The 21722-nt window shown below is 66.3% G+C and carries 17 protein-coding genes; all 17 read left to right on the top strand.

The window, feature by feature from the left end; genetic code table 11:
* Nucleotides 1–134 precede the first annotated feature (134 nt).
* Nucleotides 135–10436, top strand: coding sequence for a LysM peptidoglycan-binding domain-containing protein (locus AC1RPL_RS04260; RefSeq protein ID WP_493068009.1), 10302 nt, complete (start codon nt 135–137; stop codon nt 10434–10436).
* A gap of 16 nt (nt 10437–10452) precedes the next feature.
* Nucleotides 10453–11070 carry a T6SS immunity protein Tdi1 domain-containing protein gene (locus AC1RPL_RS04255; protein WP_493068008.1) on the top strand — a complete coding sequence of 206 codons (618 nt, stop codon included), beginning with the start codon at nt 10453–10455 and terminating at the stop codon, nt 11068–11070.
* A gap of 337 nt (nt 11071–11407) precedes the next feature.
* Complete coding sequence (locus tag AC1RPL_RS04250) at nt 11408–12115, top strand: flagellar hook-basal body protein (protein WP_493068007.1); 708 nt, start codon at nt 11408–11410, stop codon at nt 12113–12115.
* Nucleotides 12112–12882: a flagellar hook-basal body protein gene (locus AC1RPL_RS04245; protein WP_493068006.1), complete on the top strand. Its 771-nt coding sequence runs from the start codon at nt 12112–12114 to the stop codon at nt 12880–12882. Before AC1RPL_RS04250 ends, AC1RPL_RS04245 begins: the two co-directional genes overlap by 4 nt.
* Nucleotides 12883–12907: 25 nt before the next feature.
* Entirely contained in the window at nt 12908–13570 is a 663-nt protein-coding gene (locus AC1RPL_RS04240) for a hypothetical protein (RefSeq protein ID WP_493068005.1), read from the top strand.
* Nucleotides 13567–14139 (top strand): flagellar basal body L-ring protein FlgH, encoded by a 573-nt coding sequence (locus tag AC1RPL_RS04235; protein ID WP_493068004.1) that lies wholly within the window; start codon nt 13567–13569, stop codon nt 14137–14139. The genes AC1RPL_RS04240 and AC1RPL_RS04235 overlap by 4 nt, the downstream gene beginning before the upstream one ends.
* Nucleotides 14139–15263, top strand: coding sequence for a flagellar basal body P-ring protein FlgI (gene flgI / locus AC1RPL_RS04230; protein ID WP_493068003.1), 1125 nt, complete (start codon nt 14139–14141; stop codon nt 15261–15263). Before AC1RPL_RS04235 ends, flgI begins: the two co-directional genes overlap by 1 nt.
* Before the next feature lie 22 nt (nt 15264–15285).
* On the top strand, nt 15286–15630 hold the full coding sequence (locus AC1RPL_RS04225) for a flagellar basal body rod protein FlgB (protein ID WP_493068002.1): 345 nt from the start codon (nt 15286–15288) through the stop codon (nt 15628–15630).
* A 1-nt stretch (nt 15631) separates the two neighbouring features.
* Nucleotides 15632–16054 (top strand): flagellar basal body rod protein FlgC, encoded by a 423-nt coding sequence (gene flgC, locus AC1RPL_RS04220; RefSeq protein ID WP_493068001.1) that lies wholly within the window; start codon nt 15632–15634, stop codon nt 16052–16054.
* Nucleotides 16051–16377 carry a flagellar hook-basal body complex protein FliE gene (gene fliE, locus AC1RPL_RS04215; protein ID WP_493068000.1) on the top strand — a complete coding sequence of 109 codons (327 nt, stop codon included), beginning with the start codon at nt 16051–16053 and terminating at the stop codon, nt 16375–16377. The genes flgC and fliE overlap by 4 nt, the downstream gene beginning before the upstream one ends.
* A gap of 14 nt (nt 16378–16391) precedes the next feature.
* A complete protein-coding gene (gene fliF / locus AC1RPL_RS04210; protein WP_493067999.1) occupies nt 16392–17696 on the top strand; it encodes a flagellar basal-body MS-ring/collar protein FliF in 1305 nt (434 codons plus the stop codon).
* Nucleotides 17683–18033 carry a hypothetical protein gene (locus AC1RPL_RS04205; protein ID WP_493067998.1) on the top strand — a complete coding sequence of 117 codons (351 nt, stop codon included), beginning with the start codon at nt 17683–17685 and terminating at the stop codon, nt 18031–18033. Before fliF ends, AC1RPL_RS04205 begins: the two co-directional genes overlap by 14 nt.
* Nucleotides 18030–18680 (top strand): FliH/SctL family protein, encoded by a 651-nt coding sequence (locus AC1RPL_RS04200; RefSeq protein ID WP_493067997.1) that lies wholly within the window; start codon nt 18030–18032, stop codon nt 18678–18680. Before AC1RPL_RS04205 ends, AC1RPL_RS04200 begins: the two co-directional genes overlap by 4 nt.
* Nucleotides 18677–20035, top strand: a complete 1359-nt coding sequence (locus tag AC1RPL_RS04195) for a FliI/YscN family ATPase (RefSeq protein WP_493067996.1) — start codon at nt 18677–18679, stop codon at nt 20033–20035. Before AC1RPL_RS04200 ends, AC1RPL_RS04195 begins: the two co-directional genes overlap by 4 nt.
* Nucleotides 20028–20477: a hypothetical protein gene (locus AC1RPL_RS04190; RefSeq protein WP_493067995.1), complete on the top strand. Its 450-nt coding sequence runs from the start codon at nt 20028–20030 to the stop codon at nt 20475–20477. Before AC1RPL_RS04195 ends, AC1RPL_RS04190 begins: the two co-directional genes overlap by 8 nt.
* On the top strand, nt 20474–21271 hold the full coding sequence (locus AC1RPL_RS04185; protein ID WP_493067994.1) for a hypothetical protein: 798 nt from the start codon (nt 20474–20476) through the stop codon (nt 21269–21271). The genes AC1RPL_RS04190 and AC1RPL_RS04185 overlap by 4 nt, the downstream gene beginning before the upstream one ends.
* Complete coding sequence (locus AC1RPL_RS04180) at nt 21268–21720, top strand: flagellar hook capping FlgD N-terminal domain-containing protein (protein ID WP_493067993.1); 453 nt, start codon at nt 21268–21270, stop codon at nt 21718–21720. Before AC1RPL_RS04185 ends, AC1RPL_RS04180 begins: the two co-directional genes overlap by 4 nt.
* Nucleotides 21721–21722 lie beyond the last annotated feature (2 nt).

Below are 21722 nucleotides of genomic sequence, written 5' to 3'. Positions count from 1 at the left end.
GAGCATTCCAGATTTGCGGACAGAATTCAGAAATAAATCCGAAATGAAGCAAGAACACTAAACTCTGCCGGAAATCCCCCGATTACCAATCACAGGCAGCAGAGAGCGGCTGCCTCGTCGATCTGGAGGGGCGGATGGTTGCGATCTTCACGGGCACTGGCACGGGCTTCGAGCGCGGATCGGGTTCGGTTCTAGGAAGCTCAGGGCTTCTGGGCAGCGCATCGCAGGGGCGTGGGGGCGACAATGTCCTCGTCAACGCTGCGAACGGCAACCTGCTGGTGTCGCGCCAGGACGAGTATCTCGTCGGCCGCGGCCTCGATGTCGGGCTTGGACGCGCTTTCAATAGCCAGGCGACCGCAGGCGACGACAACAACGACAAGTGGCGCCAGAGCACCGATCGCCGCGTGACGACGGTTGTCGCCGGTTCCACCGTCCGCCGCGTTTCCGCCGATGGCAGCGAGACGATCTACACTTGGGACGCCGGCCGCTCCGCCTATGTTTCCAAGGAAGGCGTCGGCGCCTATGACCTGATCGTCAAATCGGGCAACCAGTGGATCTGGACCGACGGCAGCACGCAGCGCGTCGAGAAATATGACGACCTCAATGGCGGGCGCATCGTCTGGGAGGGCGATACCGACCTCAACGCGATCAGCTACACCTATGTAGGCGACAAGTTGGACAAGGCGACCACCGCCGACGGATCCTGGGTGCAATATAGCTGGTCCGGCTACAACATCACCAAGGTCACCACGGGCTATACCGACCTTTCGACCGGCACCGCCAAGGCGCTGTCGCGCGTCTGGTATGAATATACCGGTTCGCAGCTGACCAAGGTCCGCACCGACCTCACTCCCGCCGACAACACGCTGCCGAGCGATGCGGATTCCTATTGGACGAGCTACGGCTATGACGGCGCCGGCCGAGTCAACAGCATTACCCAGAAGGACGGGTCGAGCCTGTCCGTCACCTATGACGGATCGGGCCGCGTCGCGACGCTGACCCAGCTCGCCAGCTCGGGCGTCAGCCGGGTGACCACGCTTGCCTATTATGCCGGCTACACCACGGTCACCGATGCGACTGGGCAGGTGACGCGGCTCGATTATGACGCCGCAGGGAACCTGACCAAGATCACCGCGCCGCCCGCCTCGAGCGGCGCCGCGCAGCAGATCGCGCAGTTCGCCTATAATGCGAATGGCGACCTCACCACCACCACCGACGCGCTCGGCAACGCCGCGTCCTACACCTATGACGGCAACGGCAACGTCCTGACCGCAACCGACGTGCTCGGCAATGTCGTCACGCGCACCTATGGCAGCAAGAACGAAGTCCTGACCGAGACGCACATCGCGGCCGATGCGAGCGGCGCGGCGGTGAGCGTCACCACGCGCTTCGTCTACGATGTCGAGAATCACCTGCGCTACGTCGTCAGCGGCGAAGGCTATGTGACCGAATACCGCTACACCGTGGCAGGCGAGGTCCAGTACACGATCGAATATCCCGAGCACAGCTATGCGATCGGCTCGAGCGCGCTCAGCGAAGCGACGATGGACGCGTGGCGCAACGGCCTGGCCGATCGCTCGTCGACCAAGGTCACGCTCAATACCTATGACACGCGCGGGAACATCACTTCGACCCGCAGCTTCGGAATCGCCAACACCGCAGGCGTGGAATCCGCGGCTGAAGGCGCGAGCCGCACCTACTATACCTATGACCAGTCGGGCCGGCTGCTCTCCCGCAACAATGACGGACAGGTCGCCGAAACGTTCGTCTATGACGGCATGGGACGCATGACGGCGGCAGCGGACGTCAATGGCGGGACCACCAGCTTCGTCTTCAACGACACCGCGACCACCACGACGGTCACGCTCGCATCGGGCTATGTGACGGTCAGCACGTACAACAAGGCCGGTGACCTGATCAGCCAGGTCGACAGCGGCAGCTATGTCGCGGGCGGCACCGCGACCAACCAGTATGACAAGCTCGGGCGGCTGCGCATGTCCACCGATCCGGTCGGGCTCAACCGCTATTATGCATATGACAAGGCCGGCCGCCTGATCGCCGAGGTCAACCATTATGGCGACATGACCGAATATCGCTACGATGCGAACAACCGGATCGTGGCCACGACGCGCTACGCGACTCGCCTCACCGCGGGTCAGATCGCCATCCTCCAGAACCCGGACAGCGTGTTCGAGCCGAGCGCGATCCGCCCGGCCGCGAGCGGTTCCGACCTGTGGAGCTGGTCGGTCTACGACAAGCTCGGCCAGGTCGTCGCCTCGATCGCGGGCGACGGCAGCGTGGCGACCATGGCCTATGACAATGCCGGCCATCTGGTCACCACCACGGCCTATGCGGTCAAGCTGACCGCAGGGCAGATCGCCGGTTTCAAGACCACGCCGCCGCTGCTCACCGATATCCCCGCGCCGACCGCGACCGCGGCCGTGACCCGCGGCTTCTACGACCGCGATGGCCGAATGCTCGGCACGTTGGACGGCGAGGGCTTCCTTGTCCGCAACGTCTATGACAAGGCCGGCGTCAAGGTCGCAGAGATCGCGTCGTACAATGCCGTGGCTGCGGGCTTGCGCGCGACCGGCAGCTTCAACGACCTGGTCGCCAGCGTCGGCACCTCGGCCAATGATCGGGTGATGCGCTATGTCTATGACGGGCAGGGGCTGCTTCGCTACGCCGTCGACGGGCTCAACCAGGTCACCGCCTATGATTACGACGCGGCCGGCCTGCAGATCAGCGAGCTACGCTACGCCGCCGCCATGGCCGCGACCGGCGACTATACCTACGACAACGTCAAGGCGCTCACCGCGTCGATGGCGGGCAATGCCAGCAACCGCACCAGCTGGGCGGTCTATGATGCCGCTGGGCGGCTGGCCTTCTCGATCGATGCCGATGGCGGCGTCACCGGCCTGAGCTACGACAATCGCGGGCAAGTGATCCGCTCGGTCGAATATGCGGCAAAATATGTCAGCGGGTCGTTGCCGGCGGTCGCGACGATGAACAGCTGGTCGGGCAGCAACGCCGGGGGTGCTTCCGACAGGATCACCCGCACCTGGTACACCGCGCGCGGCGAAGCCCGTTATGTCGTCGACGCGGAAGGCTATGTTTCGCGCACCGACTACAGCGCCTCGGGCAAGGTTGCGGCGACAGTCGTCTGGAACAACCGCGTCTCCGTCTCGAACGCGACGACGATCGGCCAGGTCGATGCCGCGTCGGCGGGCGCCGGCGACTATGCCGCGCACATCTTCGCCTATCACCCGGACGGCAAGGTCTATACCGAGACCGACGCGCTCGGCGTCGTCACGCTGTTCGACTACACCCCGACCGGCAGGCTCAACGCGCGCTATGATGCCTATGGCACCAGCGACCAGGTCATCACCGCTTATGGCTATGACGCGGCCGGCCGCGTCGTCACCGAGGTTCGCGCCTGGGGCACGGCGGAAACGTCGAGCACCAACTATGCCTATGACGGGCTGGGCAACCTCATCCAGATGTCGGACCCGAACGGGAACCCGACCTATTACAGCTATGACCGGCTCGGCCAGCTCAAGGTAAAGACCAACGCGCTCGGCGGCACCACCAGCTACGAATACAATGCGTTCGGCGAATCCTGGAAGGTCACCAATCCGGGCAGCGGCACCACCTATCGCTGGTACGACAAGCTGGGCCGGGTCACGCATGTCCGCGACGCCGGCGACTATCTGACCGAGACCCAATATACGGTGTTCGGCGAGATCTCGACGCTCACTCGCCGCTTCAACCAAGTGAGTGGCGGCGCGGCGATGGCGACGCCGCCTTCGGTCACCGCCAACGGCACCGAGGATGCAGTCACCTCGTTCCTCTACGACAAGCTGGGCCGGACGACCCGCGCCACCGACGCGATGGGCTTCTTCGAGACCTATAGCTATGATGCGTTCGGCAGCCGCCTCTCGGTTACCGCCAAGTCGGCTACCGATAGCGCCGTCACCGGTGCCGCGACCACCTATACCTATGACAAGCTCGGGCAGCTGCTCACCGAAACGCTGCCGATGGCGACCTATGACGCCTATGGCAACCTCACCAGTTCGGTCGTCACCAATCGCTACGAATATGACGCGCGCGGCAATCGCACCAAGAAGGTCGAAGCCGACAATCTCGGCTATCGCCGCACCACGACTTACACCTATGACAAGAACAACCGGCTGATCGAGACGCGCGGCGACGCCGTGAACGTGATCGCCGATGATCTGGTTACGGTGACGTCGGTCGCCCCGGTCGAGACGATCCGCTACGATGCGCGGGGCAACGTCAAGGAGACGATCAGCGCGACGGGCGCCCGCACGCTGAGCTATTACGATGCGCTCAATCGCAAGACGGCCGAGATTCAGCAGACCTCGGCCAGCGAGAACAGCTATACGTCCTATACCTACGACGCCAACAGCAACCTCAAGAGCACGCGCGTCTATGCCGGCTCGATCTCGCTGCCCGGCACTGTTGCCACCACGCCGCCGGCGGTCCCCGGGGGCGCCTATCGCGAGACCTTCTTCAACTATGACGCGCTCGACCGCCTGACCTGGAGCAAGGTCGCCGGGGTCATCTCGGGCACTTATGCGAGCGGTTATGCCGCGGCGGACCTCGTCACCTATTACGCCTATGACGCGAACGGCAACCTGCAGAAGGTCACTGATCCCAATGGCGGCGAGACCTTCAGCTGGTACGATCTGCTCGGGCGCAAGACCGGGCAGCTCGACGCCCAGGGATATCTGACGAGCTGGGCCTATGATCCCGACAGCAACGTCACCAGCGAGCGCCGCTATGCCACGCGCTTCACCGGCACGGCGTCGGTTGCCGGCGCGCCGGGGGTGGCGACGGCAGGCGCCGATCGGGTCACGCAATATGGCTATGACCGCAACGGCAACCGGACCTCGGAATCGCGGCTGTCGGTCGAGGCTTACTCGATCAACACGAGCAACGGCGCGCTGACCTCGGTCACCGGCACCGCGACGATCCAGTATCTCTATAACGGCCTCGGCCAGGTGATCCGCAAGACGGAGGCCACCGGCGACCAGACCAACTACAGCTATGACGGCGGCGGCCGGCTGTCGGTGGAAACCCGCGCGGCATTCGTCGATTTCAACGGCCAGTGGGTCGCGCCCACCACCCAGTATCAATATGACGCGCTCGGCAACCTTTCGCGCACCGTCCAGTCGGGCGCGACCAATGCCCCAACCCGCGTCACCACCTATAGCTATGGCGCGGGCGGCCGCCTTGCCAGCATGACCGATGCATCGGGCTTCACCCGCTATTATGCCTATGACGTGGCCGGCCGGGTCAAGCGCGAGAGCTACACCCGCGCCACCGCCGCCGGCGGCGCCGTCACCGACGCGATCGCCACCCGCTACGACCTGGTCGGGCGCAAGACCTTGCAGGGCGTCGCGACCTGGAACGGCAGCACCTATGCGATGCTCGACTACAGCCAGACGCAGTATAACGGCTATGGCGAGGTCTGGAAGAACGGCGTCAACGGGCTGTGGCAGACCGAGAACCAGTATGACAATGCCGGGCGCCTGAGCGCGACCAATGCCGGCGACGGCGCATGGAAGTTCTTCGGCTACGATCGCAACGGCAACCAGACCGTGATCATCACCTCGGCTGGCACCAGCCTGACCGGGCAGTCCTTCGCAAGCGCGCTGACGCTGGTCGGTTGGGCGACGGTCAACGCCAGCTACACGACCTATGACAAGCGCAACCTCGCGGTGCAGGTGGTCGAGGAAGGGCGGCAGCTGAGCGCCTCGACGACCGACCAGATCGTCACCAATCGGACCTACAACGCCTTTCTCGAGATCGCGAGCGAGACCAACGCGCTCGGCGCGACGCTCGATTATACGTACAACACGATGGGCAAGCTGATCAAAAGCGAGAGCCCAACGGTCTCGATCACGCTGGCCGACGGCACGCAGCAGAACATGCGGCCTACGGAAAACTATTATTATGACCTGGGCGGGCGCCTGATCGGGAGCCGTGATGCGAACGGCAACCAGTCGACCCGCGCCTTCCTGGCCGGTACCGGCTACGGCGCCAGCGCGGCGCTGATCGCGACCAGCTTCGCCGCCGACGGGGGCAAGGTCACCAACGCCTATGACATCCATGGCGATGTCCGCCGGGTGACCGACCAGATCGGCCGCGTCACCACGCAGGACTATGACGCGATGGGCCGCGTCACGACGATCTCGCACTATGGCGGCCTGGTCGAGAGCTATGCGTATGACGGGCTCAGCCAGCGCATCCAGGCATGGAACAACCTGTACCAGAACCCGGTCTACGGCCCCGAGGAATCCTATTGGGTCGATGACCCCTATGATCCCTATGGCGGCTATTATGGCGGGGGCCATTGGGAATATTACACGCCGATCATCGGCTACACCCCGGAGAAGGCGCTGACCGAGTATGACTCGCTCGGCCGTATCACCAGCCAGCTCGCCTTTGGCGGCGATGTCACCAGCTTCTCCTATGGCTGGAATGCCGGAATTTCGACCAGCGGGCTCGGCACGTTCGGCGGCTGGACGCAGACGACCACCTACGCCAACGGCAAGACGCTCGTCGAAAGCAAGGACATCTTCAACCACAGCACTGCCAAGACCGATCTCGGCGGGCATGTGTGGTCCTTCAGCTACGACGTAGCCGGTCGCATGACGCAGATGGGTACCGGCGGGGTCTATACGACCTACAATTATTTCAACACCGGCATGATCGCATCGACGATCGTGGGAACGCCGACTCCGGCGGTGAACACCAACTGGGCGCGTACGATCTCGAGCTACAGCTATGACAAGCTGGGCCAGCGCCTGACCGAGCAGACCAGCGAGGAGGCCGGCTATTACACGCCGGGTTACTGGTATGAGGAATACGACCCCTATTATGGGTATGTCTATAACAGCTACTGGGTCGACGAGAGCTATTACACCACCTCGGCGGCACTCCAGAGCTCGACCGCAACCTATGATGCGCTCGGCCGCCTGAAGACCTTCGTCGAGGCCGGCACGACGTCGATCCCGGCGGCGAACATCGCCTATGAATATGACGCGAACGGCAATGTCCGCCGCACCACGGCGACCTACCGGACGCTCGACTATCAGGGCAATGTCTCGTCCTATTCGACGACGAGCGATTACTGGTTCCGCTACGACAGCATGAACCGTGTCGTCACCGACAAGGGCGTGCTGCGCAGCGGCCAGATCGTCCGGGGTGAATCGGTGTACGGCACCGGTGGCGGGCAGGACATCTTGTACGATCTCGCGGGCCAGCGCATCGCGGTGATGCGCACCGAATATTCGCCGGGCTATTATGATTACGAGTGGGGCTATTACTACCCCGGCAGCTATTATGAGAGCCGCGAGAACTACATCTACGACAGCGCCGGCCGCGTGTACGAGATCCAGACCTCCATGGGCGGTTATGTCATGGAGAATTACGACTATTACACCGGCATCACGACGCCCCCGGGCACCATCCCCGCGGCGCCATCGACCGGCACGGTCCGCTCGCGCTTCTACTATGACCTGATGGGTCACCAGACCACGCAGAACGATTATGAGGCGAACGGCTCGACCATCGCCTACAGCCGCTATGCGAGCTACAACAACAAGGGCCAGATCACGTACGAGAGCAGCTCGACCAAGAAGTATGACGGCCACACCTATCAGTCATACACCTATTATGATTATGGCTATGGCTCGAACTATGCACTCGGCGCCGCGATCAGCGTCTCGACGATCAACTATCGCGACAACAACAACGCCAACGCGCCCGACACGCTGACCACCAACAGCTTCACCTGGTGGGACGGCGCGGTGCAGTCGCAGATCGCGCACAAGCCGAACACCGGCCAGTCGACGACCTATTACACGACGTTCTACTATAACGGCATGGGCCAGCTGACGTCGCTCTATGTCGGGGACGCGCGCGCGCGCAGCATCTCGTTCAAGCTCAATGGCGAAGGCCAGATCATTCGCCGTGACGAGCAGGACTATAATTGGTCGAACGGCGACCCGCACGAGATCTGGTACCGCTTCAACGGTCGCCAGCTTGGCTATGTCGGCAACAACGGCACCAGCGAAGTCACGACCGAGCAGTCGATCGGCGAGCGGCAGACCGTCTCGCCGACCACGCCAGGCGCGTTCCGCAACGGCGCGAGCTATGGCAGCTCCTACGCCGATTTCGCCAACAGCTACGATCCGATCAACAGCTACAGCCAGGGTTCGTCGGGCGGCACCTATACCGTCCGGGCCGGCGACACGCTGCAGGGCATCGCGCTCGCGCTGTGGGGCGACTCGAGCCTGTGGTACCGCATCGCCGATGCCAACGGCATCAGCGGCGCCACCGCGCTGGCCGAAGGCCGCACGCTGACGCTGCCGAGCGGCGTCATCAAGACGGGCTACAACGCAACCGGCTTCAAGCCCTACAACGCCGCCGAAGCGATCGGCGATGTCACCCCGACGACGCCGCAGCCCCAGGCGGCGGCGAAGAAGAACAAGTGCGGCGTGCTCGGCATGGTGCTGCTCGCGGTGGTCGCGATCGCCGTCACGGTGGTCACGGCCGGCGCCGCGGCAGCCGCGCTTGCGCCGTCGATCTCGTCGATCGGCGCCGGCATCTCGGCGGTGCTCGGCGGCACGCTCGCCACCACTGCGGGCATCGGCCTGGGCGGAGCGATCGCGATCGGCGCGGGCGCCGCGGCAGTGGGTTCGGTGGTCAGCCAGGGGATCGGCGTAGCGACCGGCATCCAGGAGAAGTTCAGCTGGAAGGCAGTCGGCCTCGCGGCGATCGGCGGCGGCGTCAGCGCCGGTATCGGCGGCAGCGGGATCTTCGACGGGATCAAGAGCGGCGTGATCCGCGCGGGCGTCACGTCGGCGGCGGGCAGCATGGTCACCCAGGGGATCGGTGTCGCAACCGGGCTCCAGGACAAGTTCAGCTGGGCAGGCGTCGCCGCGGCGGGCATCGGTGCGATGGCGAGCTTCGAGGCCAGCAAGCTGTTCGGCGCCAAGTCGTTCACCGACGTCACCAATGCGGATGGGTCGATCACCATCGGCGACACCAGCATCGGCAACCATTTCGCACACCTTGGCCAGAGCGCCGCGGCAGCGGTGGCGAGCGCGGCGACGCGCAGCGCGATCGAGGGCACCAGCTTCGGCGACACCCTCGTCGCGTCGCTGCCCGATGTCATCGGGCAGGCGTTGAGCGATGTCATGTTGCGCGGCGTCACGCTCAAGGCGCCCGAGCCGATCAAGCCGGTCAGCGAGGTCAGGACGGCCGGACAATATTGGCTCGATACGCGTACGCCGGAAGACCTCAAGGCCTATGCCGATTACGGCATTACCTTCGAAGTCACGGATAACGGCGTGCTGGTGAATGGCGACATCACTGCCATGCGGGATCGCGGCATCGCCAATGCCCGCGGCTCGGCCGCTCCGGACGACAAGCCGAAGCTGCGTGCAGGCATCGACCCAACCTTCGTAAACGACGCCGACCATCACCAATATATGCAGACGTCGCTGCCGGCATGGTTGGCGAGGGACGGTGTCGCGGTTGCCAGCACCGATGGCATAAACATCGACTTCACCGGTACGTCGATGACGGTCGACAGCTTCTGGGCCGCCTTCGAGCACAGCGGCGGCGCCACGCGCTTCATGTCGACCGGCGGCGGACAGACCTTCGTCTACACCGGCGGGACGGTCGAGATCCCGGGCCTGGGCATCAAGCTGAGCGTCGGTGCGGATATCGTGCCGCCGGTTTCGCCCCTCACGACGTCCGCGAGCGCGGGCGGCGAGTCCAAGGACGATGGTGGGATCACGGTCGGCCAGGTGGCGGACGTGACCGCTCAGATCCTGGTGCCGGGCTATGGTAGCGGCAAGTCGGCCTGGGAGGCCTATCAGTCGGGCAATTACTGGGCAGCCGCGGGCTGGGGGCTGCTCGCCGTGGGCGAGGTCGGCCTGACCGTCGCAACCCTGGGCAGCTCCAGCGTTGTGACGACTGCGATCCGCGGCACCCGCGTCGCTGCGATGGGCGTCCGTGGCGCCGAGGCTGCGCGTGCCGTCACGCGGGCAGAGGAGGCCATCGAGCTGACCGTGAAGATGAAGAGCGGGTGGAACGCCGAACAGCGTGCCGCCGCGCTCGAGAAAGTCAACGCGCTCAACTCGGCCGAATTGCGCGTGACTCCATCGGTCCGCAGCGGCACGTCGGCTGCGGCCCGCTATCGCCAGGCCGGCAATGCCATCCCGAAGGGCGCGGACGTCGATCACATCGTCGATCTCCAGCTGGGCGGCGCCGACGCGCTGCGCAACATGCGGCCGCTGGACCTGAGTGTGAACCGAAGCTTTGGTGCGCAGATCGCCAATCAGTTGCGCGGCGTGCCAAATGGTACGAGAGTATCGGGCATCAGGATCATACACTAGCATTGCGAGGTAGCAGGTGTTCGACGACTTCACTGAGGCGTTCACTCCCGATTTCGATCGCCCGCCCGTCCCGCTGCCTGTCCGCCCGGGGGACGACGGGCTCGCCGAATTGTTCGAGCGATTCGGCGGCGTCTCGTTCAATGGGGGGATCTACCGGGTGTTCGATCCCATCCAGCTGCCCAAGTACAATGCGATGGTGGAAGAGGGCTTTCCGGAGTTCGCCGGTGCCATAACCGTCTTCGGAAGCGATTGGCTGGGGCGGATCTTCGCGACCAGCAGCAAGACGGACATCTATGGCCGTGACGGTGTGATGATGTTCGAGCCGGGGACGGCGTCGGCGCTCGAGATTCCGTGCAACGTGTTGACCTTCCATGACGAAGAGCTGGTCGATGCGCCGGACGCCGCGCTCGCCGATGAGTTCTTCGAGAATTGGCGCGCAGGCGGGAAGCCGGCGCCGACCGTGAACCAGTGCGTGGGCTATGTCCGCCCACTGTTCCTGGGCGGGCAGGACACGACCGAAAATCTCGAGCTGATCGATATGGAAGTCTATTGGTCGGTGAGCGTCGATCTCCTGCGTCAGGCACGCGGGCTCCCCGCGGGCGCACGCATCTCGGGCGTTCGTATCCCCGACTGATCTTGCCCTCTACCGGCGGGCTGCGGCCCGCCGGCATCTATGCACGCGGAAGACGTCGTCCTGCTGCTTTGTAGGGCGCCCAAGGTGCGCCAAATCCGGTCGCGGCCCCAGCGAATCCAAACGCCACATACAATCGCCAAAGAGAATAAGCCAAAATGGCTTAAAAGCGATTCGACCTATTGTTGGCAGGTCGAGACCTCCCGGCACTTTTGCCGCGAATCGCGATGTTTCTGAGGTTGCGTCGCGCCCGAAACATGTTGAAATATTTATTATTCCAGCCACTTGACGGAGAACACCCCTATCTGTCTCATATCGGGACAGTAACCGGGGGGTTTGCATGTCGGGTCTCGTCGATGCGGCGATGGCTATTCTTAGCTCGTCTGAAAGAAAACTGGAAGTCGCGGCGCACAATGTCGCCAATATCGCCACACCAGGTTTCAAGCGTCAGGTAGGATTTTCGCAACTTCTCCGGGCTTCGGAGCAGGATGCGGCTCCGCTTCCCGAGGTCGCGGTGCGTCGCAATTTTGCGCAGGGCAAGCTCAGCGAAACGCGCAATCCGTTCGACCTCGCGATCAGCGGCGATGGCTTCTTCCAGCTGCGTGCCGGCGATCACATGGTCTATTCGCGGCAGGGCCAGTTCAAGCTCTCCGCGGATGGCACTTTGGTCTCGCCCCAGGGCTATGTCCTGCAGCAGCAGGGCGGCGGCGACCTGGTGATTGGCCGCGAGACTGCGGTGATCCAGCAGGACGGCACGGTGCTCGATGACGGGCGTCCGGTCGCGCGGATCGATCTGTTTGCCACCGCCGATCCGCAGGCATTGGAGCCGGTCGGCGAATCCTATTTCTCGGCCGGGGCAGGGGCGATGGAGTCGGTCAGCGGACCGATCATCCGCCAGGGCATGGTCGAAAGTTCGAACGTCGAAATGGGCGACGAGATGGTGTCGATGATGACTGCGCTGCGCCAATCGGAGGGCGGGGCCCGACTGGTGCAGATCTATGACGATCTGCTTGGCCGCGCGATCTCCAGCTTGGGACAGACACGATGAGCGACGCTTTCTACGTGGGTGCGGTGGGCCTTCAGACGCAGCAGCGCGCGCTGGACGGCATCGCCAACAACATCGCCAATGTGAACACGCCTGCGTTCAAGCGCTCGCAGCTGCGCTTCTCGGACGTGATCGCCAGTCGTCCGGTGGATGTGGCGACGCCCGATCTTGCCCAGCTTCCGTCCGATACCGCCGGCGTGATGCTGGACAGCCAGTTCATGCTCAACGAGCAGGGCGAGCTGGAGCGTACCGGCCAGCCGCTCGATCTGGCGATCGACGGCGCGGGTTTCATCGAGCTGATGGGCCCCGGCGGCCAGACTTTGCTCTGGCGCGGCGGCGCGCTCAAGGTGAACGACGACGGCCAGCTGGCAACCAGCCATGGCATCGCGCTGCGTACCGCGATCACGGTGCCGAGCGACGCCACCGCGCTCGAAATCCGCAGCGACGGCACCGTGCGCGCCACCGTGCCGGATAGCGCCGATCCGGTCGAGCTCGGCCAGATCCAGCTCGTCCGCATCAACGATCCCTCGGCGGTCGCCCGGCTCGACGGCGGGCTCTACCGTGTCGACGATAGCAGCGCGCTTACCGAGGCGGTGCCCGGCGAGGATGGCGCGGGCATGCTCGTCCAGGGCTCGCTCGAGCAATCGAACGTCGCGTTGACCGACGAGATGGTCCGGCTGATGCTCGTCCAGCGCGCCTATGCGGCGAATGCGCAGATCGTGCAGGCCGCCGATCAGCTGATGGGCGTAGCGAACGGTCTGCGGCGCTAGCGTGATGACTGGGGGGATGGTCATCATGTTGGCGTTCGTTGCCGCCGTGGCGGGGGCAGGCGAGGAGGCGGTGCTCAAGCCGCTAGTGCCGGTGCACGCGGCCGAGTTGCGTGTCGGCGACCTGGTCGAGGCGCGGCTGCCGGCAGGCGTCGCCGCGCTGGTGGTCGCGCGGCTGCCACGCGGCGTTACCGAACTCGACATGCCCGCGGCTGATGTCGCGGCGCTGGTGCGTCGCCGCGTGCCGGGTCTGCGGCTTGCGACCCCCGCCGGCGGCACGGTGCGGATTCGCGCGGCGATCGCTGAGCGTCCCGCGCGCGTCTCCGGCGAATGCTTCGCCGCCGCCGCTGCGATACCGGCCGGCACCGCGCTCGCCACTGGCGACGTCACCGCTACCGAGTGCGGCAAGGGCGCGCCGGCGGCGCTTCGCTACGATCGTGCGGGTCTGGTGGTGGCGTCCGAAGCGGTACCGGCGGGAGGCTATCTTGGCCGGCTCGCGCGGCTGCCGGGCAGCGCCGTCGGCAAGGGCAAGGCGCTCACCCTGCGCTCGACCGCCGGACCGGTCACGATCGAGCGTTCGGTGACGGCGATGCAGTCAGGCCGCTCGGGCGGCAAGCTTTTCGTCCGCGATTCAGAAGGCAAGGTCTTCGCTGCGCCGCTCACGCTGGTCCAAGCGGAAGACGTTCGATGAAGCGCCTTCTCGCCCCGGGCGCAATCGCCCTGCTGATCGCGACGCCCGCTGCCGCGCAGGATCTCTACAAGGGTGGCAACTGGTCGTCGATGGCCGCGGATCGCCGCGCCAGTGCGATCGGGGATGCGATCACCGTCGTGGTCTCGCAGGTGGCCGAGGCCTCGAACACCACCCAGAATTCCACTCGCAAGAGCACCGACGTTTCCGGTGGGCTCAATGCCGGCTCCGTCAACGAGCGCGGCCAGCTCTCGTTCGGCGGGGGCTATACCGGTCGCGGCGAGTCCAGGCGCAGCGAGCGGCTGGTCGCGCAGTTAAGCGTGACGATCGAGGCAGTGCTGCCCAATGGCGATTATCGCATCGTCGGCGAGCAGCGGATGCACGTGAACGGCGAGAAGACGTTGATCGCGGTGCGCGGTCGCATCCGGCCCGAGGACATCCGCAGCGACAACAGCGTGCTCTCCAGCCGGATCGCCGATGCCGAGATCAACTATGACGGCAAGGGATTCGTCTCGCGTAGCGCCAAGCCGGGCCTGTTGAACCGTATCTTTTCTCTGCTGGGACTGGGTTGATGCGTATCCTCGGAACCGCCGCCACGGCCGCCCTCCTTGTCCTTCTGATGCCGGCCGGACCGGCGATAGCGCAGCAGGTGCCGCTCAAGGGACTGGGCCGTTTCGATGGCTGGCGCGAGAACGCGCTGGTCGGCTACGGGCTTGTCACCGGCCTTGCCGGCTCGGGCGACACCCGGCGCAGCGTGGTGACGCGCCAGGCGCTGCGCAACGTGCTCAGCCGCCTCGGCACGAGCGTCACCGAAGACGATATCAGCAGCCGGAACGTCGCGGTGGTGATGGTCACTGCGGTGCTGCCGCCGTCCGCCAATGTCGGCGACCGGATCGACGTCACCGTCTCGTCGATCGGCGATGCGCGCAGCCTGGCGGGCGGCACGCTGATCATGACACCGCTGCTCGGACCGGACCAGCACACCTATGCGCTGGCGCAGGGGCCGCTGCTCGTCGGCGGCTATCGCTTCGACGCCGATCTCAACCAGCAGCAGCGCAACTATCCGACGACCGCAGTGCTCCAGGGCGGCGCGACGATCGAGGCGGCGGTCGAATCGGCGGTGCTGCGCGGCGGGAACGAACTGTCCTTCCTGCTCGCGCGGCCCAGCTTCTCGACGTCGCAGCGTATCGCCGAGCAGATCAACGCGCGCTTCGGCTTCGGCACCGCGCTCGCCAAGAATGCCGACGAGGTTCGAATCCGTTTCGCCGGCGCCCCCACCGAAGTGACCGGCTTCGTGGCGCAGCTCGAGAATGTCCGCGTCGAGCCTGACGTTTCGCCGCGCGTGGTGATCAACGAGCGTACCGGCACGGTGGTGGCAGGCGGTGACGTGATGATCTCGAGCGTCGCGATCGCACAGGGCGACATCAAGGTGACGGTTACCGCCGAACGCTCGGCCTCGCAGCCTGGCGGCTTCTATGGCGGCTTTGCCAGCGATGTGCGGAGCCTGGTCGTCACCAACACCAAGCTCGAAGTCGACCAGGGTGTGGGCGACCAGTCGTTCCGGTTTCCGAACACGTCGATCGCCGATCTCGTCCAGGCATTGTCGCGCGCGCATGTCGATACGCGGCGGATGATCGGCATCCTCCAGGCAATCAAGACTGCGGGCGCGCTGCACGCGGAGATCATCGTTCAGTAGCGTTTCAAAGAGGGTGGGGATCATGGAGAGTATTTCGGGGGCGCTGATCGCGAAAGCGCTCGACGGGCTGACCGCGCGCTATCAGGCGACGGCGCAGAACATCGCCAACGCGAATTCGCCCAATTATCGGCCGATCCGTGTCAGCTTCGAGGACAGCCTGCGCAGCGCCGCGACGCAAGGCCGCGAAGCGATCGCGGGTGTCGAGCCCAAGGTGGAATTCGAACCGACGCCGCGTATCGCCAGCGAGATGCGGCTCGATCTCGAGATCGCCAACGCCTCGCAGACCGCGATGCGCTACGGCGCGCTGCTCTCCATCCTCGGCCGCCAGATGGATCTGGCGCGCACCGTCGTGTCGGGAGGCCGCTGAGATGGACGCCATCGCTATCAGCCGCACCGGCCTGGACGTCGAATGGCAGCGCCTCCAAGTGATCGCGCAGAACCTGGCCAACATCAACACGAGCCGTACGGCAGCGGGCGAGCCCTTCCATCCGATGCGGCTACTCTCGGGCCCGCAAGTCGATTTCGCGCATCTGGTGCGCGCGGACGGCAAGAAGCCTGGCGGCGTCGAGGTGCTCGGTGTGGAACCAATGGCTGGCGGTTCGCGGCGCGTCTACGAGCCGGGGCATCCGCATGCGGATGCGGATGGATTCGTAACCTATCCGGACATCGATCACGCGTCGGAAATGACGCTGCTGATCAAGACCTCGCGCGCCTATGAGGCCAACCTCACGGCGATGAGCATCGCGCAGCAAATGTATTCGCGCGCCGCCGAACTGGGCAAGCAGTCGTGACCGGCGTCGAAGGGATTGCGGCGATCGGCAGCGCAGACGCGGCGCCGATCGCGATGCGCCTGGGCGATACTGGCGGGACCACGATGGCGCAGCCGAACGGCGGCCCGGGATTTAGCGAGGTGCTGATGAGCGGCCTGCGCGGCGTCGATGACAAGATCGCCACCGCCGACAAGTTGGTCCAGCAGTTCGCGGTCGATGACTCGGTACCGGTGCACCAGGTCACCATGGCGCTCGAACAGGCCCGCCTCTCGGTGGAGCTCGCGATGCAGGTCCGTTCGCGGCTCGTCGAGGGCTATCGCGAAATCATGAACATGCCCCTTTGATCGGCTGAATTCCGATGGATAATCCTGTCTCCGATCGCGCCGTCCAGCGCGGCCAGCTCTACCTGCTCGGTGGTGCCTTTGCCGTCGTGCTGGTGCTGCTCGGCCTCGGCTATTTCCTGTTCCTGCGCACCGATTACGTCGTGCTCGCCCAGGATCTCCGCCCCGCCGATGCCTCGGCAATCGTCGCTGAGCTCGACAAGCGCGGCAGTACCTATCGCCTGCGTGACGGCGGCGCGACCATCCTGGTGCCCGAGGGCCAGGCGGACGCGACGCGCGTCGCGATCGCCGGCTCGGACGCGGCGGCACGCGGCCAGATCGGCTTCGAGCTGTTCAACAAGTCCGACATGGGGCTCACCAACTTCGCGCAGAAGATCAACTACCAGCGTGCGTTGCAGGGCGAACTGGTCCGCACGATCACCGCGATGGACGGCGTGGAGACCGCACGCGTACATCTCGCTTTGCCGGAGAAGACGCTGTTTCGCGGCGATCGGGTCGAGCCGAAGGCGGCCGTCACGGTCACGATGAAGCCGGGCCAGACCGCCGACGCCGCGCGCGTCTCCGGCATCCAGCAGCTCGTCGCCGCCGCGGTGCCCGACCTGCCCGAGGGCAAGGTGGTGGTGCTCGACTCGGTCGGCCATGTGATCAGCCCCGCGCCGGCCGTCGAGAGCGCCGCCGGCACGGAGCGCCCCGCGGACATGGAAGAGCGCGCGGCGGTGGAGAATTACTACCGCGCCCGGGCGCGGGGCGCGATCGAGCGGCAGATGCCCGGCGTGCGCTTCGGCCTGCGCGTGCTGGTCTTCCCGAGCACTGCCATATCCGCCGGGTCGGATCCGGCAACCGGTGCCAATCCCGCTACGATCGCGCCGGCCGATTGGGCCCCGTCGGGCGACGGCGCCGCGCGCAACTACCGTGTGCGCGTGCTGTTCATCAGCGAGGCACCGATCAATCCCGAGGACCAGCAGATCGTGCGTGGTGCGATCGTCCAGGCGACCGGGATCAACGATCGGGCCGGCGACACACTGGCGTTCGAGACCGGGCCGATCGACGCGCCCGTCGCAGCGTCGCCTATCGCCCAGGCCAGCTATGTCCCTGCCGCGGCAGTGGCGGTAGCCGGGCCGGCGGCCGTGCCGCCCAAGCCGGGCTTTGCCTGGCCGCCGATCTGGCTGTGGCTGGTCGCAGGCGTCGCGCTGGCAGCGCTGTTGATCTGGCGTTTTCGCGGGCCCGGCACCCGGCTGAGCGGTGAGGAGCACGAAGCGTTCGCGCAGCGGCTGCGGCGTCAGCTCAACCTGACCGAGGAGGCCGGTGATGCTGCTGCCTGAGGGGCGTCTCGACATGTTGATCGACCAGCTTCGGACCATGCCCGCCGCCGATCGCAAGGCCGTGCTCGTGCGGCTCGGCCCCGATGAGCGCCGCCGCGTCCGCAAGGAGTTGAGCAAGGCGCCGGCGAAACCGGTCGAGCCGGTCTCGCCCTATTCGGCGGACATCGCCGCGCGATTGAAGGCGAGCGACACCGGGCTCACCGTGGCCGGGCGCAAGGCGCTCGACGCATTCCTGATGCCGGCGAGCAAGGCCGCGCCGCGCGCCGAGCAGAGCCGCGGCGCCACGCTCGCCCAGGCGATGGGCGGGCTGCTGCGTCCGCGCGGGAAGCCGTTGTGAGTCCGCTGATCAAGTCCGACGCGGGCGTCCCGGTCCGCAGCTTCGCGGGCATGCGCGCACCGGTGACGCATCAAGAGGCACCGACGCCGGACCCGCGCGAGATCGAGCGCGCCCAGCTGATCGCCGAGATCGAACGGCTCCAGCGCGTGCGTGAGGAAGAAGCGGGAGATGCCCGCCGTGCGATCGAGGCCGCGCGTGAGGACGGCCGGCGCGAAGGGCTTACCGCAGCCGAGCGGCGCGAAGATGACGCGATCGCCGCGCTGCGAGAAGGGCTCGACAAGGCCGGTGCGCGCTTCGCCGCGCGGCTCGACGTGCTCGACGGGCTTGCGCCCGAGCTGGCCCGGACGGCACTCTCCAAATTGTTCGCCGATGCCGAAGGCTGGGCCGCCCCCGTCGAGGCGATGCTCGCGAGGCAGCTCGCTGTGCTGCGCCGCGCCAGCGTGGTGGCGATCTGCGTGAGCCCCCAGGATTTCCCGGACGCGCAGGCGCTTGCCGCCGCGCTTGGCGCGGACACACTGCGGGTCGAGACCGATCGCGAGCTGCGCGCCGGCGCCAGCCGGATCGAATGCCGGCTCGGCCAGATCGATCTCGACGTGCGAGAGCAGTGGCGGGCGTTGTCCGACCTGCTCGCGGAGATGGCCGGGTGACTGTCCATCCCTTCCTCGAGCGGCTGCGCGATGCCGAGCTGGTCCGCCCCGTCGGCTTCGTGCGCAAGGTCGCGCATGGGCATTTCGAGGCGACCGGCCCGGCCTGCACTGTCGGCGACCTGTGCGAGATCGCCGGGGAAGGGGGCGCCGTGCGCGCCGAAGTCGCCGCGGTGGATGAAAATGGGCTGATCCTGGTGCCGCTCGAGCAGAACCGCCAAGTGCGGCCGGCCGCGCGTGTCGTCGCGCTACAGGGGGGCGGATCGGCGGCGGTGGGCGATGGCTTTGCGGGCCGAGCGATCGATGCGTTCGGCCGCCCGTTCGACGGCAACGGGCGGGTTGCGGCAGAGGCGCAGGCTCCGCTGGCCGGGTCGGTGCCGCGCCCGCTCGACCGGGCTGCGCCTGCGCGGATGGTGAAGACCGGCCTGCGCGCGATCGACGGGTTGCTTACCCTTGCCGAGGGCCAGCGCGTCGGCATCTTCGCCGCCGCCGGCGTAGGCAAGACCAGCCTGCTCGATCAGCTTGCCGGGCAGATCGAATGCGACCGCGTCGTGCTTTGCCTGGTCGGCGAGCGCGGGCGTGAAGTGGAGGGCATCTGGCGCACGCTTTCGAAGCGTGCCGATGCGGATCGCTTCACCCTGGTCGCTGCGACCTCGGACGAGACGGCAGCGTTGCGTGCCCGCGCCGCCAATGTCGCGCTGTGCATCGCCGAGCATTGGCGCGATCGGGGCGAGCATGTGCTGCTGGTGGTCGACTCCGTCACGCGCCTCGCCATGGCGCTACGCGAGATCGGCCTGGCCGCGGGAGAGCCGCCGACGGTGCGCGCCTATACGCCGAACGTCTTCGCCGCGCTCCCGCGGCTGGTCGAGCGCTGTGGCGCCACCAGCGGCGGCGGGGCGATCACCGCGGTGATGACCGTGCTCAGCGAAACCGACGATGTCGACGATCCGATCGTCGAAGTGATGAAGTCGCTGCTCGACGGCCATATCGTGCTTTCGCGCACCCTCGCCGAGCGTGGACATTTCCCCGCGATCGACGTGTCGCGCAGCATCAGCCGCCAAGCCGCGCGGCTGATGGACCGCTCACATGCCGACGCCGCCCGTAGCGCCGTCACCCAGCTCGGCGTCTACGACGAAGCGCGGGTGATGATCGAGAGCGGCGTTTACAAGGCCGGGGCCAGTGCCGAGATAGACCAGGCGATCGCGATGCGCGCGAAGCTGATGACCTTTCTGCGGCAGGGCCAGGGCGAGAACTCGGCCTTTGCCGACACGCTTTCCGGCCTGCGTTCCGCGATCGGTGGGGGCTTCGGCAACCCGACGCTGGGTGGCGCCATAGCGGGCAGTGCCAGCCATGCATGACCGCCGCGCCCACCGTGCGCTGGCCGACATCGCCGCGCTCCGTACCGCCCAGCGCATGGCCAGGCACCAGGAACTGATCGTGGCGCAGGAGCGGGAGCGCGAGGCGGAGGATGCATCGCGCCGCGCCGACATGCGCACCGCGACGGCGGCTTCCGCCTGGGACGCGCATCTCGGCAGCAGCGACTTCGCCCCCGAATTCGCGCGCGCGCTCGCTGGCGAGCTGGTTGATCATGGCCGGGCGAGTGAGGCGGCGCAGGAGCATCGCGAACGGATGGAGGAGGCGCGGGATACGGCCGAGAGCGCCTGGCACGACGGCGATGCCCGCTGCAGGCTCGCGGATCGCGCGCTCGACACCAGCCGTCGCGCGCTGCGCCGCGACCGCGACGAAACTGCACTCGCGGCGCTTGCGGACCGCACTGCTTCGAAATGGAGACGATCATGATAGGCCCCGTGCCGCAAAAGCACATCGCGCCGCTCGATGCTCGCAACGATCCGGGTGCCCCGCAGGATGGGCAGGCGCCGAGCGACCTGTTCGCGCAGCTGCTCGGCGCGTCCGCTGGATCGCCTGTAGCGGCTGATCCGATGCTCGCGACGCCGGACGCCGGCGCGGCCCCCGAGAGCCCGGCGCTGACACCCGAACTCGCCGGGCAGCAGCCGTCGGGGACTGACGCCGCGGCGCATCAGCCCGCGCCGCTCGCGCGCGTGTTCAACCAGGACGGCTTCTTCGGCCATGCCGGCCAGGCGCCGGACCAGGCCGTAATGCTGCCGGGCGACGGTGCTGCGGTCGAGCCGTCCGAGCCGCTGGCGGAACTATCGGCGGAGCGTGCGGAGGCGTTCCTGTCGGCGGGCAAAGGTGTCAGCGCGAAGGCCGTGCCGGCGACCCCGGATAGCCCGGTGATGCGCGTCCTCAAAAGCGGGTCGTCGCCGGTCGCGGCAACGCCCGCTACCGTGGCCGAGGGGCTGGCATTTGCGGCGACGGGCAAGGCGGAGGAAGCCGAGGCGCTCACCCCCCTGCAGCGCGGCGCCTTGCGAGCTTCGCCTGCCGCGCGCTCGCCGTTGTACGTCGCACTGCGCGAGCTCGAGAACGGGCTGCAGGTCTCCGCGCGCGTCGAAGGGCTGGACGAAGTCGAGCGCCGGCAGCTGCACGACGAGATCGCCGCGCTGCTCAGCCGTCACGGCCTGTCCGCTGCCCGCATCCAGATCAACGCCGTATCCTCCCGGGAGAGTGAACGATGATACCCCAGACCGCTCCGGTGACGGCGGCCGATACCGGCCAGACCGCCCAGCAGAACGCGAACACCGCTACAGCGGCGACCGATGCCTTCGGCCTGGGTTTCGACGCGTTGCTCAAGATCATCCTGACGCAGCTGACCTATCAGGATCCGCTCAAGCCGATGGACAATTTCCAGTTCGTCTCGCAGCTCGCGCAATTCTCGCAGATCCAGCAGAGCCAGACGATGAACGACCGGCTCGAAGTGCTGGTCTCGGCCCAGGCGACGAGCCAGGCCACCAGCCTGCTTGGCACCACGGTCGATATCCCGGCCGGCGCCACCACGCTCACCGGCACGGTGACTGCAATCACCTTCGACAACGGCACGCCGCGGATCACGATCAAGACCGCCGACGCCCGCACGATCAGCAACCTAGCGATCGCCAGCATCTCGCAAGTCAGGAAGGGGAACTAAGC

This window comes from Sphingomonas sp. GW821-FHT12D09, assembly GCF_058807215.1.
Note: the sequence above shows the minus strand (reverse complement) of the source record. Positions and strands in the feature narration are given on the sequence as shown.